The organism is Rhizobium sp. SG741, from assembly GCF_012275435.1.
Classification (GTDB): domain Bacteria; phylum Pseudomonadota; class Alphaproteobacteria; order Rhizobiales; family Rhizobiaceae; genus Rhizobium; species Rhizobium lusitanum.
Window position 1 is genome coordinate 100,585 of record NZ_JAAZQP010000009.1, and the last position, 16,080, is coordinate 116,664.

At 57.8% G+C, this 16,080-nt stretch carries 14 protein-coding genes and 3 pseudogenes; 13 read left to right on the plus strand and 4 right to left on the minus strand.

Going from position 1 to position 16,080, the window contains the following annotated elements:
* Window positions 1-376: 376 nt before the first annotated feature.
* The 4 genes and pseudogenes from FHT29_RS34565 to FHT29_RS22295 all read right to left on the minus strand — a co-directional run bounded on the left by FHT29_RS34565 (window position 377) and on the right by FHT29_RS22295 (window position 2,190).
* Window positions 377-578, minus strand: a pseudogene (locus tag FHT29_RS34565) (hypothetical protein).
* Window positions 579-630: 52 nt separating this feature from the next.
* A pseudogene (locus FHT29_RS22285) lies at window positions 631-867 on the minus strand (WGR domain-containing protein); the annotation flags it as partial.
* Window positions 868-1,019: 152 nt separating this feature from the next.
* Window positions 1,020-1,252, minus strand: a pseudogene (locus FHT29_RS22290) (type IV secretory system conjugative DNA transfer family protein); the annotation flags it as partial.
* 311 nt (window positions 1,253-1,563) lie between these two features.
* Entirely contained in the window at window positions 1,564-2,190 is a 627-nt protein-coding gene (locus FHT29_RS22295) for a hydrolase (protein ID WP_168596732.1), read from the minus strand.
* A gap of 461 nt (window positions 2,191-2,651) precedes the next feature.
* On the opposite strand from FHT29_RS22295, the gene FHT29_RS22300 reads away from it, so the two are divergent.
* The 13 genes from FHT29_RS22300 (at window position 2,652) to FHT29_RS22360 (ending at window position 15,826) form a co-directional block, all read left to right on the plus strand.
* Window positions 2,652-4,235 (plus strand): Na+/H+ antiporter, encoded by a 1,584-nt coding sequence (locus FHT29_RS22300; protein ID WP_168600133.1) that lies wholly within the window; start codon window positions 2,652-2,654, stop codon window positions 4,233-4,235.
* A 327-nt stretch (window positions 4,236-4,562) separates the two neighbouring features.
* Window positions 4,563-5,468 (plus strand): AraC family transcriptional regulator, encoded by a 906-nt coding sequence (locus FHT29_RS22305; RefSeq protein WP_047557471.1) that lies wholly within the window; start codon window positions 4,563-4,565, stop codon window positions 5,466-5,468.
* 103 nt (window positions 5,469-5,571) lie between these two features.
* Window positions 5,572-6,471: an AraC family transcriptional regulator gene (locus FHT29_RS22310; RefSeq protein WP_047557468.1), complete on the plus strand. Its 900-nt coding sequence runs from the start codon at window positions 5,572-5,574 to the stop codon at window positions 6,469-6,471.
* Between the two features lie 249 nt (window positions 6,472-6,720).
* Window positions 6,721-7,371 (plus strand): hydrolase, encoded by a 651-nt coding sequence (locus FHT29_RS22315; RefSeq protein WP_210166086.1) that lies wholly within the window; start codon window positions 6,721-6,723, stop codon window positions 7,369-7,371.
* Between the two features lie 129 nt (window positions 7,372-7,500).
* Window positions 7,501-8,208, plus strand: coding sequence for an alpha/beta hydrolase (locus tag FHT29_RS22320; protein ID WP_047557647.1), 708 nt, complete (start codon window positions 7,501-7,503; stop codon window positions 8,206-8,208).
* Between the two features lie 34 nt (window positions 8,209-8,242).
* Window positions 8,243-8,512, plus strand: coding sequence for a XapX domain-containing protein (locus FHT29_RS22325; protein WP_037198727.1), 270 nt, complete (start codon window positions 8,243-8,245; stop codon window positions 8,510-8,512).
* Between the two features lie 27 nt (window positions 8,513-8,539).
* Window positions 8,540-10,426, plus strand: coding sequence for an amidohydrolase (locus FHT29_RS22330; protein WP_047557460.1), 1,887 nt, complete (start codon window positions 8,540-8,542; stop codon window positions 10,424-10,426).
* An 11-nt stretch (window positions 10,427-10,437) separates the two neighbouring features.
* On the plus strand, window positions 10,438-10,884 hold the full coding sequence (locus FHT29_RS22335; protein WP_080760561.1) for a DoxX family protein: 447 nt from the start codon (window positions 10,438-10,440) through the stop codon (window positions 10,882-10,884).
* 54 nt (window positions 10,885-10,938) lie between these two features.
* The gene (locus tag FHT29_RS22340; protein ID WP_112442403.1) at window positions 10,939-11,787 is read left to right on the plus strand and encodes a glyoxalase; all 849 of its coding nucleotides are present in this window, start codon (window positions 10,939-10,941) and stop codon (window positions 11,785-11,787) included.
* Between the two features lie 52 nt (window positions 11,788-11,839).
* Window positions 11,840-13,243 carry an alginate export family protein gene (locus FHT29_RS22345; RefSeq protein ID WP_047557457.1) on the plus strand — a complete coding sequence of 468 codons (1,404 nt, stop codon included), beginning with the start codon at window positions 11,840-11,842 and terminating at the stop codon, window positions 13,241-13,243.
* A 140-nt stretch (window positions 13,244-13,383) separates the two neighbouring features.
* Window positions 13,384-14,364: an alpha/beta hydrolase gene (locus tag FHT29_RS22350; protein WP_047557455.1), complete on the plus strand. Its 981-nt coding sequence runs from the start codon at window positions 13,384-13,386 to the stop codon at window positions 14,362-14,364.
* 109 nt (window positions 14,365-14,473) lie between these two features.
* Complete coding sequence (locus FHT29_RS22355) at window positions 14,474-15,154, plus strand: YoaK family protein (protein WP_047557452.1); 681 nt, start codon at window positions 14,474-14,476, stop codon at window positions 15,152-15,154.
* Between the two features lie 132 nt (window positions 15,155-15,286).
* A complete protein-coding gene (locus tag FHT29_RS22360) occupies window positions 15,287-15,826 on the plus strand; it encodes a hypothetical protein (protein WP_047557449.1) in 540 nt (179 codons plus the stop codon).
* Window positions 15,827-16,080 lie beyond the last annotated feature (254 nt).

Here is a 16,080-nt window from a genome sequence, read left to right on the forward strand (position 1 = left end):
GCTCCATGACCGACGAAGTACTAGAGAACAGTCCCGCGCCGGCCTCGACGCTCGCACGTTCTCTCGCCAAGTTGCCACACGGCTGTCTCGAGTCGCGACGATCGAAAGCATTGGATCGTCGATCCGTATTGAGGGCGCCAAATTAAGGGACCGCGACGTCGAACGACTGCTCTCGAACCTCCGTCTCGGCTCGTTCACCAGCCGAGACGAACGGGAGGTCGCAGGCTATGCCGAGGTGATGGAAACGATCCTCTCCTCCTTCGACGCGATCCCGCTTAACGAAAATCACATCCGCCAACTCCATCTGCTCGCTCACTCGAGCCAAGACTGATTGCATCGAAGGCCCCGCCGAAAGGCGAGCCTTCCCTTTTGGGGATCATTTGTTCAGTGCATCCTTGAGCGCCTCCGCAGGCGCAAATATCAGCTTCTTCGAAGCCCGGGATGCAGGTCTCAGCGTCGGAGCCGGCAGCTTCTGCAATTGCCTTGAACACGGCTTCGACGATGCCTTTGGCCTGGACCTTCGTCAGGCTGTTGTCGGCCGCGACGGAATCCCTGTCAGCTTGCGATGAGTTTATCATTGACGCGCTGCGAGGACGAATGCCGGATAGTCCGGATTTCCACAGCTGGTTTTGGTTTGTAGCCTCGATTTCGTTTTTTGCGGAGAAGCTCGAGAAACAGCTCAACAGCATGCTTCTCTTCATTGAAGACGTGCATCTTCTGCTGGCCGTGTGTCCCGATCCTCCCCCAACTGCGCACCAGCGATACTTCTCCAAAGAGTGTCGGCTGGACGGCAAGCGCATAGAACCGTGCCATATTCTTCTCAGGCTCGATACGCTCGATATAAAGGTGATAGGGTTGAACGATCATCTACGCAGAATCGCGCGTTCGGATTCCGGCGTCCAATCAGAGTTTTGAATCGTTCGATGCGCACGGATTCATTTTCGTGATCGCAGGTTGCCGCGGACGCTGACTTGCCGCTGGTCGTGACGAAGACGGTATCTGGCGCGCGCTAGTCATCGTCACTCACGTCGTTTCATGCGTTCGACGTTCCTGTAAAATCGGCTCTCGCCGACAGATGCGTTCATATCTTTGCGTCGGAACCAGATAGCCCGCACCTGAGCGGCGGGTCGCCGGCGGTGAACACGATTTGTTCGTCGCCGCGCATGCGCAGAACCTCATGCGGAAGGATCAGTGGCCGACGCGTGAGCCGCTTCGAGCGTATCCGCGATGATCCCGACATCTGCGACGAACGGGGAGGCCCAAAGGCTTTCGTACAATCACAATATGCAGCCGTTGTAGCGTTTCGCCGTGAACCAACTCGTTCTTCTGCTTGGCTCTGACTGGGCCGCGCTCGAGACAAGGCAAATGAAAGACTTTACTTTTCATGACCATCGCAGGGTCACGACCAAAATGGCAAACTTGGTGGATTTTGCGCTGAACTCCACAATGTGCGTCGGTCAAGGCATGGCTAGGTGCTCTGAAGATCTCTCCGACTGGTCGAAGCTACGAGCTGGAACGATCTGTCATGCTGTCGGATTGAAATCGAAAGTCATCGTGGGCCCCTCAGGCGGGTTTCACCATGTCACGGGCATAGTCGAGTCCAATGCCATAACCGCCGCCGTGGTCAACAACGATGCTTCGTGCGGCCTCGTACGTGTCGTGCCTTGTCCAGTCCCGCTGCATCTCAAGCAGAAACTGCAGCCACGAAGTTATGATCGCGCCTGCCTGCTCCAATCGTCGAAGCGCTGCATCGTGGCTGGCCGACGTCAGGCCGCCGCATGCGTCGGCGACGACGTAAACCTTGTAGCCATCGGCGAGCGCCGACAGCACGGGAAAGCTGACACAGGCCTCGGTCAGCAGCCCTGCGAAGACAAGCGTCTCGCGGCCTGTGGCGACGATTGCCGCCTTGGCCGCTTCGTCTTCCCAAAGATTCATATTGCGTCGCTCGATTGGGGTTATATCGGCTAATACGGCCCGCAGAGGCGGCATGAGCGGCCCGCTGTAGACCTTGGATGCAGACGTGCTGACGACGACGGGTATCGAAAAGGCTGTTGCCGTTCGCGCCAGGGCCACGGCGTTGCTGCGCAAAAGCTGCCGGTCCGCTGAACCGGCTGCAAAGGCAAGGCCGGCCTGTTCATCAACCAGGACCAGAGCGCAATCAGCGGGGGTGAGAAGCGGAATTTCGGCCATGACGGATCTCCGTGGGATTGTAAGGCATGATGTCGAGCTGAGAATAAGATCAGAGCGTCTGCATTATCTTGTCGATTGCACTCGAACTTGTCGGAATGCCCTCAGATCGGCCACGAACATGGTTGCGACCTGGCTGCTTGCGCGGTCGGTTTGGCCGGAGGTGGGAAGGAGCGCTCTCGTATCGGATCGCATCAGATGGTGATTGCGAGCGTGCCAGGAATGAACACTCGCAGAATGGCTGCCGGACGCTCGCGACAGCCTGATTGGAGAGGCTGGAGAGTGAATAGGGTTTCGCGCTCGATGGGCGAAATCGGCAGTGCTTTTCTCCAACGCCAGCGCAATCGTCCAATCTCGCTGCCAGCATTTTCTTTACGTCTTGCACTATGCGACTTGGCCCGGCTGAAGTTGCTTGGACGAATTTCCGGTGCCGTAGCTAAAGGCTAAGTCAAACTCGAGCCCACATGTCAGTTGAATCAACATACGAATTTCTAGTTCTTCTGCTGATGGCGACGATCGTGCTCGAGCTTATCGCTCGCCGTTTGCGTTTGCCGCCAGCGGCAGCGCTCATCGTCGGCGGCGTGGTTCTTGCGCTAATGCCAGGCGTTCCAACGATCAAGATCGATCCAGAAATGATCATGCTGATCTTCTTGCCGCCTCTCTTGATGAGCGGCGCCTATTTCACGGTCTGGCACGAGTTCAAGAAGCATTTCGCGGAGATAGCCTCACTGGCGCTGGGCGCCGTTGTATTCACGACACTGACCGTCGGAACCGTCTTCCATCTCCTTTTGCCCCAATTGCCATGGGCCGTGGGGTTCTCATTGGGCGCAATCGTCTCGCCACCGGACGCCGTTGCCGCCGGAGCAGTTCTCGAGAGGCTCCGCCTTCCTAGCCGGATTTCAGCACTTCTCGAAGGCGAGAGCTTGGTCAACGACGCCAGCGGCCTCGTCCTGCTGCGGTTTGCCGTCGCCGCCGCCCTGACCGGGAGCTTCAGCGTTCCCGAAGCGATCGGCGCCTTCACGTGGGTAACGGCCGGAGGGGTGATCATCGGCCTTGTTGTTGGTTTGGTAGGGGTTTGGGTAATCCGCAGGCTACGCGACAGCGAGCTGATCATTACGGCAACGCTTCTCCTGGCCGCGCTCTCTTATATCGGGGCTGAACGCCTTGATAGTTCGGGTGTTCTGTCGACCGTTACGACTGGGCTGATTCTGGGATTTCATCAGCATGAAACCTTCTCGGCTTCGACCCGCGTGCGGGCTCAAGCGTTCTGGAAGGCGCTGGTCTTTCTGCTGGAGTCCCTGCTTTTCATCCTGGTAGGCCTGTCGTTGCGAGGCGTGCTTGACCGAATAGGTGGCGCCGAGAAGGGGATCGGCGATCTAATCCTTCCGGTTTCCGCCGTTGTTCTGACAGTGATACTCGCGCGGTTTGCATGGTTGCTCGCAACAGGGACACTGAAACGCCTTTTGCTGTCTAGAGGTCACACGCGCGAAAAACCGTCCTCGCTGGCAACGGCCACGATTATCAGTTGGGCTGGGATGCGCGGTGTGGTGACGCTTACCGGGGCTTTGTCGCTTCCAGAACATATGCCCGGGAGAGACGTCGTCCTCATAGCGGCGTTTGCGGTCATCATAGTGACAGTGCTCGTGCAAGGCTCGACCCTTGCCCCTCTTGCAGCCTTGTTGCGAGTGGCTAGTCCCGACGAAGAGCAGCATTTTCGGGAGAACGAAGCTTCGGCATGGAGGCGCGTGGCGGAATCTCAGTATCACGCCATCCAAGAGTGCTCACGGAAAGAGGATGGTGGCGAAAAACATCCTCGGCTACTCGAACAAGACCGGCATCGGGCTGAGGTTGCCGCTCAGTACGAAGCTGACCGTGACACACACGAAAGCATCAAAGTGGCCCACTTCAAGGCGGTTCTCGTCGCGCTTCAAGCTGGCCGTGCCGAAATTCTGCATATGCATAGGGCAGGCGAAATCCAAGACCGCGTAATGCGCGATCTCGAACATGAGCTGGATCTGCAGGAAATAGCCGCCGAGAACCGATTGTGATCCGTAGCGCTGCCGGTCGGTTATAAATCCGGGTCCCCGCTGCGTTCCCTGGGATGAGAGACATGCATTGATGCGGGCCGCTATTCCTCGGTGTTGGACAGTTATTAAAGCCACTTTTGCGGATTCGAGACCTTTGCGACCGTGGGCGTAAGATTGTACAAGATAATTTCATTGGTTGCGGTGAGGCTGGTTCTCACCGAGGTTGAAATCTGAGTTTCGGTGGGATGACCGTTGCGTACCTATGCGGTAGAGAATTATATGGTGTGTGGGGGCAATTGTTTTTTCGCGGGTCTCGCGAACACGTGAAAGCGTCTTGGAGGAGCGGGATTGAGCCTGGCCTATCTTGAATTGAACACGCTAGGTCCGTATTTCGGCCTTCCAGAGGCCGCCTCGCTGAACACCGTGCCTGTCAGGTCTTCATCTATTTGCGTGACGAGAATCGCCAAGGATGTCGCTGACGGCGAGAGGCCGATTGTCTGCCTTCCCGTTTGCGATGCCTACTTCCTGATGGTGTACACCAAGGAAGCGCATCATTGCGATATCTTGCCGGATGGAACCAGGACGCTGCCCCGCAGATTTGAGCGAGGATCGGTCTGCCTTGTTGACCTCTCCGAAGGAGCATCCATCGTCTTACACGCAGACCTTCATTCCGCTACTTTTTTTCTGCCAAAGACACTTATCCAAGAGGTCGGGGAATTATCCAGAGCGAGCCCGACAATCCAGCTGCGGTGTCGAAGGGGCGAGAGGGATCCGGTCTTAAGCAATCTCACCGACATCGTTCTCTCGCTCTTTGATCGACAGACTGCGTCGTGGGAGTCACTCCTGAAACACCTGGCAATTGCGATATGCTCTCATCTGATCGAGGACCTCATTGGGGAGACGGAGGCTGGCCTGGACGACGCGATCCTTCCCTATAATCGCGAAACCGCGGCAAAAGAATTCATGAGGAAAAACCTTGCGCGTGAATTGTCCGTCGCGGAAATCGCTGCCGCGGCTGGCCTCTCCGCTAATCATTTCTCACAGGGATTTAAGAAAGTGACCGGCGTCACGCCCCATCAATGGCTGATGCACGCGCGCGTGGAGGCCGCAAAGGAGCTGCTGCGCGGAAGCGAGGCATCACTGAAAATGATCGCTGACGCGTGTGGCTTCGTGGATCAAAGTCATTTTACCAAGGTATTTTCCCGTGAAACCGGCGTAACGCCGGCAGTTTGGCGAGCCGGCTACATCAACTAGGGCTAACCAACCGGAACCGTTTTTTCGTAAAAAAATCGTTGGATTTTACCAGAGAAATACCGTAGCGTCGCGGTCGGTGAGGGTGGGTTTGCCGGAGTGGACATTGGAAAGAGAATCCGAAGGCGTAGATTCGCCTCGAATACCAGCTCCCAATCGATGGACGATGAAAGCGTCGGCCATCACCGTAACGCGCTTGAGTTACGACCGAGACGATCTCCCGATTGCTCCACCGAGCAAACGTGATGAAGCGGTGTCTGTCATTATCCAATTGACCGATTTCAAGATGCATCGGCTTTGGAAAAATAATGTGCTTATTTTCGAAGGCGGTCATCCGAAGGGCGCGATCGCGATCACCGATCTCAGAGACGAGTGGCAATGCCATCATCTCTCGCCATTCGATAACTTGCGATTCAACATACCCTTGTCATTTGTTCGCTCGTTCCTGGAGGATATCGGCCGTCCGCAATTCGGCGGGTTCGATTGCAGGCCCGGCACGAAGGACGATGTTATTCTTGGCCTTGCCCAGGCTGTTTTGCCCTATCTGGTGCGCCGCCATCAGGCCAATCAACTATTTTTCGAGCAGATCAGTTTAGTGTTGTTGACACATCTGACGCAGACCTATGGCAGCCAGTATTTTTCGACGAAGAAGAACGGTGTTCTCGCGCCGTGGCAAGAGAAGAGAGTACTCGAATTCCTGACCACAAACGCCTTTGCACAAGTCTCGGTCACCGATCTTGCTCAGATATGCGGCTTGTCACGCAGCTATTTCATCAGGGCTTTTAAGGAAACATTCGGCAGAACGCCGTATCGCTGGGTGATGGAGTACCGCATTTCGAAGGCAAAAGATCTCCTGCTCTCCGATCTGTCAATTCCAGAGGTGGCAGTTGCATGCGGCTTTGCCGACCAGAGCCATATGACGCGTGCTTTTTCCGATATTGCCGGCCATCCGCCTGCAACGTGGCGGCGGCAGCACCGACCGAAATCAGTTGATAAGCCATCGTAAAAATTTCTGAATACGTTCGAGGCGGCGCCTCTGAATAGGCGCGAACGCTTTTGCGCTCGAGATTTTACTGGCCCCCCGCCAGCTTTTTAGTGTCGGGATCCGTGCATTCCGAAACAGTCCGAACATCCAAATCGTCCTTCTAAGCGACAAGAAGATTGTTGCGGCAGCGGGCATCATCCCCTCCGTCAACGCAATTTTGCTGAATGCCGACGCAGTTCAGCTCAACGCTTTTGAGGAAATACGATGACTATAAATGCGACACCGACGCCGGGCTCGAAGCTTCTCACTCCGAAGGATCACACGCTGATCATGATCGATTTTCAGTCGCAGATGTCTTTTGCGACGAAAAGCATCGATGCTATCAATCTGCGGAATAACGCGGCTCTCGTTGCCCACGGCGCCAAGGGCTTTGGCGTCCCCACAATTCTGACGACGGTCGCCGAAAAGAGCTTTTCTGGCCCAATGTTCTCCGAGATCACCGATGCTTTTCCCGAGCAGAAGCTCTTCGACCGCACGTCGATGAACACCTGGGAAGACGCTGAGGTTATTAGAGAAGTCAACCGTATCGGCAAGAAGCGCATCGTCCTCTGCGGCCTGTGGACCGGCGTCTGCATCGTCGGACCTGCACTGTCGGCTATCGAACAGGGCTTCGAAGTTTTCGTACTGGCGGATGCCTGCGGAGACGTATCCGACGAAGCTCACAATCGGGCCATGGACCGTATCGTTCAGGCAGGCGCACAGCCGATGACGTCGCTTCAGTATCTGCTCGAGCTGCAGCGCGACTGGGCACGCACCGAGACCTACGACATGACCACGGGTATTGCCAAGAAGTTCGGCGGTTCCTACGGCCTCGGCATCATCTACGCCAAGACCATGTTCGGCGCCTCCGAAGCTCATTGAGCGGAGCAACCTGCCGCGACTCCCGAAAAATAACGTCGTCGCGGCCAAATCCCTGCCTTGCTCCGTGGTGCGATTTTTCTGCGCCACGGTAGGCCCAATCCGTTGTCACTCAAACGCAAGGAGCGAACGATGAACGCTTCATCGTCGAATCGCGCCACTGTCGTCCTCGTGCATGGGGCATGGGCAGACGCATCCAGTTGGCGATCCGTCATTTCCCGCCTGCAGAAGCAGGGTGCCTCTGTCGTTGCCGTCCAAAATCCGACGACGTCTCTATCGGCCGATGTCCAGGTCGTCCGCCATGCCTTGAACGGGATCGACGGACCCGTCGTTCTCGTCGGGCATAGCTGGGGAGGGACGGTCATTACCGAAGCGGGCAACGATCCCAAGGTGAAGGCTTTGGTCTATGTCGCCGCTTTCGCGCCGGATGTCGGCCAGTCGACGGGCGATGAGGTCGCTGCCTATCCGTCGCCTCCCGGCCTGGGGAAGATAAGTCTCGACCGTGGCGGCAGCTACATGATGAGCGTGGATGGCTGGATCAATGACGTCGCCCAGGATTTGCCCGAAGAAGAGGCGCGTGTCCTGGCTGCTGTCCAGCCGCCGCTTGGCGCTGGAACGTTTTCCGACAAGGTGACCGAGGTGGCCTGGTCCGATCGCAGGAACTGGTACGTTGTCTCGACCGAAGACCGCGCCGTCAGCGTCGAGCTTCAAAGGGCATTAGCCAAAAAGCTGAAAGCCCGCACAACAGAACTCAAAGCCAGCCATATGTCGTTGCTCTCTCAACCGGACGCGGTTGCCTCCGTCATTCTCGAGGCGGTTTCCGAGACATCCGCACGCTAGACGCCAACGCGCTAACCCCACAGGACAGATACTCGTGAAAATTTACCTTCTCTCACTCGGGGCGGGCTTGCTCGTCGGTATCGTTTATAGCCTGCTGAACGTCCGTTCGCCGGCTCCGCCCGTCATCGCCCTCGTCGGTCTCCTCGGTATCCTCGTCGGAGAGCAAATCATTCCCTTCGCCAAGACCCTGATCAACAAGGAGCCGGCCGCCGTCTCCTGGATGCATCAGATCAAGCCGCACGTGTTCGGCCACCTGCCGAAAGGCGATCGGCCCGCCGATACCACGCCTTCCGATAAGGCCTGATGCCCTTTCCAACCGAGGACGAAGACAATGGAAAATACGACCGCCGACCTCATCCTGCATCACGGCCTGATCAAGACGCTTGATCGCACAAATCCAAGTGCTAGCGCCGTTGCAATCAAGGACGGCAAGTTTCTCGCCGTCGGCCACGACGCCGAGGTCATGGCGCTGGCCGGTCCGGGGACGCGGGTGATAGACCTCAAGGGCAAGCGCGTCTTGCCGGGCCTGATCGACAACCACACGCACGTCGTTCGCGGCGGCCTGAATTTCAACATGGAACTGCGCTGGGACGGCGTGCGCTCGCTTGCCGACGCGATGAACATGCTGAAGCGGCAGGTGGCGATCACACCGCCGCCGCAATGGGTTCGCGTCGTCGGCGGCTTCACCGAGCACCAGTTTGCCGAAAAGCGCCTGCCGACCATCGACGAGATCAACGCGATCGCACCCGATACCCCGGTCTTCATCCTGCATCTTTATGATCGCGCGATCCTGAATGCCGCGGCTCTGCGTGTTGTCGGCTACACCAGGGACACGCCGAACCCGCCTGGCGGCGAGATTACGCGCGATACCAATGGCAATCCGACTGGCTTGCTGCTCGCCAAACCCAATGCCGGCATCTTATATTCCACGCTCGCCAAGGGGCCGAAGCTACCCTTCGACTATCAGGTCAACTCGACCCGTCATTTCATGCGCGAGTTGAACCGTCTCGGTGTGACCGGTGTCATCGATGCAGGCGGTGGCTTCCAGAACTATCCCGACGACTATGCCGTCATCCAGAAACTCGCCGACGAAGATCAGATGACGGTGCGGCTGGCTTACAACCTCTTCACCCAGAAGCCGAAGCAGGAGAAGGAAGATTTCCTCAACTGGACGAGCTCTGTAAAGTACAAGCAGGGCGATGACTATTTCCGCCACAACGGCGCCGGCGAGATGCTGGTCTTTTCCGCGGCCGACTTCGAGGATTTCCGTGAGCCGCGTCCCGACATGCCGCCGGAGATGGAAGGCGAACTGGAGGAGGTCGTCCGCGTTCTTGCCGAGAACCGCTGGCCTTGGCGCATGCATGCCACTTACGACGAAACCATCAGCCGTGCCCTCGACGTCTTCGAGAAAGTCAACCAGGACATCCCTCTCGAAGGTCTGAACTGGTTCTTCGACCATGCCGAGACGATCTCCGATCAGTCGATCGATCGCATTGCCGCTCTGGGCGGTGGCATCGCCGTCCAGCACCGCATGGCCTATCAGGGCGAATATTTCGTCGAACGCTATGGTCATGGCGCAGCAGAAGCAACGCCACCGATCGCCCGCATGCTGGATAAAGGCGTGAAGGTTTCTGCCGGCACCGATGCCACCCGCGTCGCCTCCTACAACCCCTGGGTGTCGCTTTCCTGGATGATCACCGGCAAGACGATTGGCGGCATGCAACTTTATCCTCGTGCCAACTGCCTCGATCGCGAGGCGGCGCTGCGAATGTGGACGGAGAACGTCACCTGGTTCTCCAACGAGGAAGGCAAGAAAGGCCGCATCGAGAAAGGCCAGTTCGCCGATCTCATCGTGCCGGACAAGGATTTCTTTGCCTGCGCCGAGGACGAGATTTCCTTCCTCTCCTCCGAACTCACCATGGTTGGCGGAAAGATCGTCTACGGCGCTGGCCCCTTCGCCGAGCTTGATGAAAACCCCGTTCCGCCCGCCATGCCCGACTGGTCGCCGGTGCGCAGCTTCAAGGGCTATGCCGCCTGGGGTGAGCCGGAGGGTGCGGGAAGAAATTCGCTGCATCGCCGCCTGATCGCCTCCTGCGGCTGCGCCAACGACTGCAACGTCCACGGTCATGCCCACGCCAATGCCTGGACGTCGAAGTTGCCGATCTCTGATCTCAAGGGCTTCTTCGGAGCCCTCGGTTGCGCCTGCTGGGCAGTATGAGGAGGAACGAGATGCACGCTCTTGAAAGCAAATTTGCTGGGATAGCGCGCCCCGTTTTCGGGGCGCCATGGATGCGCTTTGTCGCCTATCTCGGCCTCTGTGCCGCCTATCTGCAGGGGGGTCTCGACAAGCTCACCGACTTCAATAGCGCGATCGGCGAAATGAACCATTTCGGCCTGTCTCCTGCACCCGTTCTCGCGGTTCTGGTCATCATCCTTGAACTTGTCGCCTCGGCAATGATCCTCACCGGGTTCTTTCGCTGGCTGGGTGCGCTTGCGCTCGCCGCCTTTACGCTTCTGGCCACTTTCCTGGCGCTTCGCTTCTGGGAGCTACCTCCCGGAATGGAGCGCTTCATGGCGGCCAATTCTTTTTTCGAACATCTTGGTCTTGTCGGTGGCTTCCTGCTAGTAGCCTGGCTCGATCTCGGTCGGGATATCTCAATGACTATGGAGGCTTAAGACATGCTTACCCGTTATGCTTACACGATCGGACTTCTGACCGCCCTTGTCTTGATGCCGACTGGTGCCGTGCTTGCCCGGGCCACACACCCGCAGCTTGGCGTCGGTTCGCAATATGACACCTCGCATGTCTACGTCGATCCAGACAAAGTGGACAGCTTCGTCAGCAGCTTTCTTGGTACCTTTGGTGGCACCAGCACCAAGCAGGTCGTCGCCACGGTGACGCCGACACCGAGCAGCACGAGCTCGCAGCTCCTGCAGACGCCGGTCGGAACCGTGTCGCTCTTCGGCTTCAAGACGCCGATCCCTTATCCGTTCGGCTATGAGCGAACCGGATATCTGGTTACAGACATGGATCAGGCGATCGCTGCCGCCCGCGCCGCCGGTGCTTCGGTCGTTGTCGGCGTCTTCCCCGATCCGATCGGCCGCGATGTGGTTGTTCAATGGCCGGGCGGGGTCAACATGCAGCTGTATTGGCACACGAGCAAACCGGCTTATGCCGCCTTCGAGACGATTCCGGAAAACCGGGTCTATGTGTCTCCGGATGTCGTCAGCAATTTCGTCAAGGCATTCCTTGCTTTCTCTCAAGGCAAGGTCGTCTCGGACGACAAGAAAGCCTCGGGCATCGAAATCGGCCGCCCCGACGACACGTTCCGCCGTATTCGCATCGAGTCTGTTTTCGGCAAGATGACCGTGCTTGTCACGGACGGGCATCTGCCGTTCCCCTACGGTCATGAGACGACGGGATACCAAGTATCGGATCTCGCAGCGACGCTCGACAAGGCCAAGGCGAACGGAGCGACGGTCCTGGTCAATGCCTACAGCTCCGACAAGCGCCAGGCCGCGATGGTCGAATTCCCGGGCGGCTATGTTGCCGAGATTCATTCGCTTTCATCGCAGTAATCTTTAAAGGGGATCGTCACGATCCCGGTGCATCTCGGTTTCGGAGTTTGATATGCGCGCGCAATGCGTCTTGATCTTGATTGCGGCGGCTGCCTCGTGCGTGTCGTCGGCAGCGTCCGCTGCCGACAAGCCGGAAAAGCAGAAGCGCCCTTCGATCCAATCCAATCGCTGGCAGGAGAATTGGTCGGTGCTGGTAGATCCGACGCTCAGAACGGCACCGCTTGATGCACTCAAATATGTTCCGCTGTCGGGAAGCCAGTCTGGAACCTATGTTTCGTTCGGGGCCAACCTGCGCGAACGTTTCGAGAGCAATCGCTCGCCGGCCTTTGGAATAGGCGGTGTCGAGCGCGACAATTATGTCATTCAGCGTGCACAGTTCCACATCGACCTGCATCTTTTTGACGATTGGCAGGTCTTCACGCAGTTCGAAGACGATCGCGCCTTTGGCAAGAAGGACATCGGTCCGGCTGATGCCGACAAGGTAGATCTTCGTCTCGCGTTCGTCAGTTACTCTCATACATTCGACGCAGGAACCTTCAAGGCCCGGGTCGGCCGGCAAGATTTCGCGTTCGATCTGCAGCGTTTCGTCTCGTCGCGTGACGGCCCAAACGTCCGCCAATCCTTCGATGCGGTGTGGGCCGATTGGGAGGCGGACCCCTGGCGCTTCATCGGCTTCGTCAGCCAGCCCGTGCAATACAGGAATGAGAGGCCGTTCGACGACACGTCCAATGGCGATTTCCGTTTCAGCACCCTACGCATCGAGCGTCAGGTGTTCGACGGCAACGAGCTGAGCGCCTATTATTCGCTCTACCAGCGCCGGAATGCGCATTATCTCGACGCTTCAGGCGATGAGGATCGGCACATAGTCGATGCCCGCTTTGCCGGCAACCACAGCGCGGTCGACTGGGATATTGAAGGCATGGGGCAGTTCGGTACCGTCGGCGACAAGGACATAAGAGCTTGGGCATTCGGCGCCCGCGGCGGCTATACCTTTGAAGATGTTGCTTGGACGCCCCGCATAGGCCTCCAATTCGATATCGCCTCCGGCGACCGTCATCCCGGCGATAACACCGTCGGCACATTCAATCCGCTGTTTCCAAACGGCTATTACTTCTCGCTTGCCGGTTACACAGGTTATGCCAACCTCATTCACCTCAAGCCTTCGGTCACCGTGAAGCCGAACGACAAGCTGACGCTTACCGGCGCGGTCGGGTTGCTATGGCGGCAAACGACGGCAGACGCGATCTATGTCCAGCCCAGCCAGCCGCTGCTCGGAACCGCCGGTCGAGGCGGCGCTTGGACGGGAGCCTACGGGCAGATCAGGCTGGACTACACGTTCACGACCAACCTCACCGGTGCGATCGAAGCGGTTCACTATGACATCGGCAATGCCATCCGCCATGCCGGCGGCCGCGACGGCAACTATCTCGGAGCGCAGCTGAGTTTCGCCTGGTGACGCCGGGTCGAGGGGTTGAGAAAAGTCGTGAATGCCAAGCCCTCGTCACCTTAGCTTCGTCCAAACAACGCGACTATCAGACAAGAGTGGGGCGCTCTTCACAGGCTACTTCATGGGTGTGTAATCGAAGAGGAACGCCTATGTCTCACGACCCGGAAGTGATGATGTTTTCCCGCCGGCAGACACTGCTTGCCGGCGCAACGCTTTCCGCCGCAATGGTGATGCCATCGCTCGCCCTTTCCAAAACCAACTCCGTACAGAAAGAAGGATTTCCGCCAATGACCACCAGCTTCATCGAAACGAAAGACGGCGTGCAGATCTACTACAAGGACTGGGGTCCGAAGGACGCCCAGCCGATCCATTTCCACCACGGCTGGCCGCTCTCCTCCGACGACTGGGACACCCAGATGATCTACTTCCTGCAGCACGGCTTCCGTGTCGTTGCACACGACCGCCGCGGCCACGGCCGTTCGTCGCAGGTCGCGGAAGGCCATGACATGGATCACTACGCTGCCGACGCCTCCGCCGTCGTCGAGCACCTGAACCTGAAGAATGCCGTTCATATCGGCCACTCCACCGGCGGCGGCGAGGTTGCCCGCTACGTCGCGAAGTTCGGCCAGCCGCAGGGGCGTGTCGCCAAGGCTGTTCTCGTCAGCGCGGTTCCGCCGCTGATGCTGAAGACTGAATCCAATCCGGGCGGCTTGCCGATGGAAGTCTTCGATGGCATCCGCAAAGGCGTCGCAGAAAACCGCGCACAGCTCTTCGTCGATTTCCCCACAGGTCCGTTCTACGGTTTCAACCGTGAAGGCGCCAAGATCTATCCCGGCGTGATCCAGAATTGGTGGCGCCAGGGCATGATGGGCAGCGTCAAGGCCCACTATGACGGCATCAAGGCCTTCTCCGAAACCGATCAGACCGAAGACCTCAAGAAGATCACCGTGCCGACGCTCGTGATGCATGGCGATGACGACCAGGTCGTTCCGATCGCCGACTCCGGTGAGCTTTCCGTCAAGCTCGTCAAGAACGGTACGCTCAAGGTCTACAAGGGTTATCCGCACGGCATGCTGACCACTCATGCAGACGTCATCAACCCGGATTTGCTCGCCTTTATCAAGGCCTGACGGTCTGAAGCCGGCCTGCGGCTACGCCTTTGCGCAGCCGCAGGTCTCCCGATCGAAGCACTGCTCAGAGCGCCAGATCACAGGCTGGATTTCCAACAGGGCTCAGTTAATGAAAAATATCCCTCTTCCCCTTCTCCTCAGCTTCAATGGCGGCTATGTCGACACTGTCGGCTTTCTGGCGCTTGGCGGATTGTTTACCGCCCACGTAACCGGCAATTTCGTGACCTTGGGCGCATCGATAGCGCTGGGCACGGGTGGCGTGCTGTCAAAGCTTCTCGCTCTTCCTGTCTTTTGTGTCGTCGTCTTTGCATCTCGGATAATCGGAATTGTGTTGAGGCGAAGCGGGCGGCCAGTGCTGCGGTCCCTGCTTTTGGGCAAGCTGGTTCTGCTCCTCGCCGCATTTGCCGTCGCCCTAATCTATGGGCCGTTCAACGATCCAAACAGCCCGGCAGCCTTCGCAATGGGCATGGTCCTCGTCGCCGCCATGGCGGTGCAAAACGGCATCCATCGGGCTCACCTCCCAAAGTCTCCGCCTTCGACCCTCATGACCGGAACGACGACGCAGATCATGCTCGATCTTGCAGACATCGCCGCAGGGGGCAAATCGGAGAACACGACGGTTGCTTATTCGCGTCTCAAGCGGATGGTTCTGGCAGTCGTCATTTTTGCGCTGGGCTGTGGGGCGGGAGCACTGGCATACATCCTCGCTCCCATTTGGTGCTTTGTCGTCCCCGCCATTCTCGCCGTCTGTGCTCCCCTTGCCCAGATTGAAACGCCAGAGGGCGATTAACTCGTCTCTGATTGGCCCTGAGCATATCGAGCGATGTTCCGGCAAATGCGGGGGCGGCAAAATCCGACTCGCGTCAATTCCGGGAAGTCGATTTCAAAGCGACTTCCGCCCATCTCTTCAAAGGAGATTGAAATGTCTGATCGTCAAATGTCGGATTCCAGCTACACCCATCTCATCGACGTTGGAATCGAGAATGTCGATATAGCCGAGTGGCTGTTCAGCCTGCCCGATGCGGAATATCAGCGTTGCTCCCCCGACCATATTGCCGCCGGTGCCACCTGGGCGGATGATGGCCGTCGGACGTCGATTAAAGTTGAAACAATCGGCGGTAGCCTGGTGATCCAGCACTACATTGCCGAGGTTGCCCGGCCCGACTATTGCAAGATGGTCTCCATTTCGGACGTCTTGACCGCTCACGGTCGGACCAAGGTGCAGGTCATTTGGGAATTGAGCGCCAAGGCGATCGACGCCGGTCGTTGCGAATACACCAACCATGTACGGGCATTCGCCACGGACGAATTTCTTGCATTCTGCGAGAAGAACAACATCAATTTAGCCGACGCCGCGAAAACCCGCCAGGAAGCATCGTCGGCGCACAATAAAGGCGAGACGCCGCTGTTTGCGGAGAGCATTGCGAGGCGTGCAAGGGAAAAGCATGATGTCGCAGCCTAGGGATTTCCCTGCGCCGAACTACGCGGGTTATCCCTCAGCAGTCCCTCCAGCGTTGGTAGCGATGGAGGGACGGTTTTTTCACTTAACTTTCACGACCCGGCGGCGCTGATGATCTCATCAACAATCGAACCTCATTGGTAACGGGGCGTTCAATCATATTCGATCCATTTCGCTATCCGCAGTTCGCCGTTTTGATGCGGGCTGCATGTTTAAGTCTGAATGCGGATATTCAAGACGTTCGGATCGGGCGAAAG

Coding starts and splice junctions, on each gene's coding strand:
- FHT29_RS22340 (WP_112442403.1), top strand. CDS start 10,939: ATGCCGACTGGTGCCGTGCTTGCCCGGGCCACACACCCGCAGCTTGGC.
- FHT29_RS22300 (WP_168600133.1), top strand. CDS start 2,652: ATGTCAGTTGAATCAACATACGAATTTCTAGTTCTTCTGCTGATGGCG.
- FHT29_RS22320 (WP_047557647.1), top strand. CDS start 7,501: ATGAACGCTTCATCGTCGAATCGCGCCACTGTCGTCCTCGTGCATGGG.
- FHT29_RS22295 (WP_168596732.1), bottom strand. CDS start 2,190: ATGGCCGAAATTCCGCTTCTCACCCCCGCTGATTGCGCTCTGGTCCTG.
- FHT29_RS22335 (WP_080760561.1), top strand. CDS start 10,438: ATGCACGCTCTTGAAAGCAAATTTGCTGGGATAGCGCGCCCCGTTTTC.
- FHT29_RS22355 (WP_047557452.1), top strand. CDS start 14,474: ATGAAAAATATCCCTCTTCCCCTTCTCCTCAGCTTCAATGGCGGCTAT.
- FHT29_RS22350 (WP_047557455.1), top strand. CDS start 13,384: ATGTCTCACGACCCGGAAGTGATGATGTTTTCCCGCCGGCAGACACTG.
- FHT29_RS22330 (WP_047557460.1), top strand. CDS start 8,540: ATGGAAAATACGACCGCCGACCTCATCCTGCATCACGGCCTGATCAAG.
- FHT29_RS22345 (WP_047557457.1), top strand. CDS start 11,840: ATGCGCGCGCAATGCGTCTTGATCTTGATTGCGGCGGCTGCCTCGTGC.
- FHT29_RS22360 (WP_047557449.1), top strand. CDS start 15,287: ATGTCTGATCGTCAAATGTCGGATTCCAGCTACACCCATCTCATCGAC.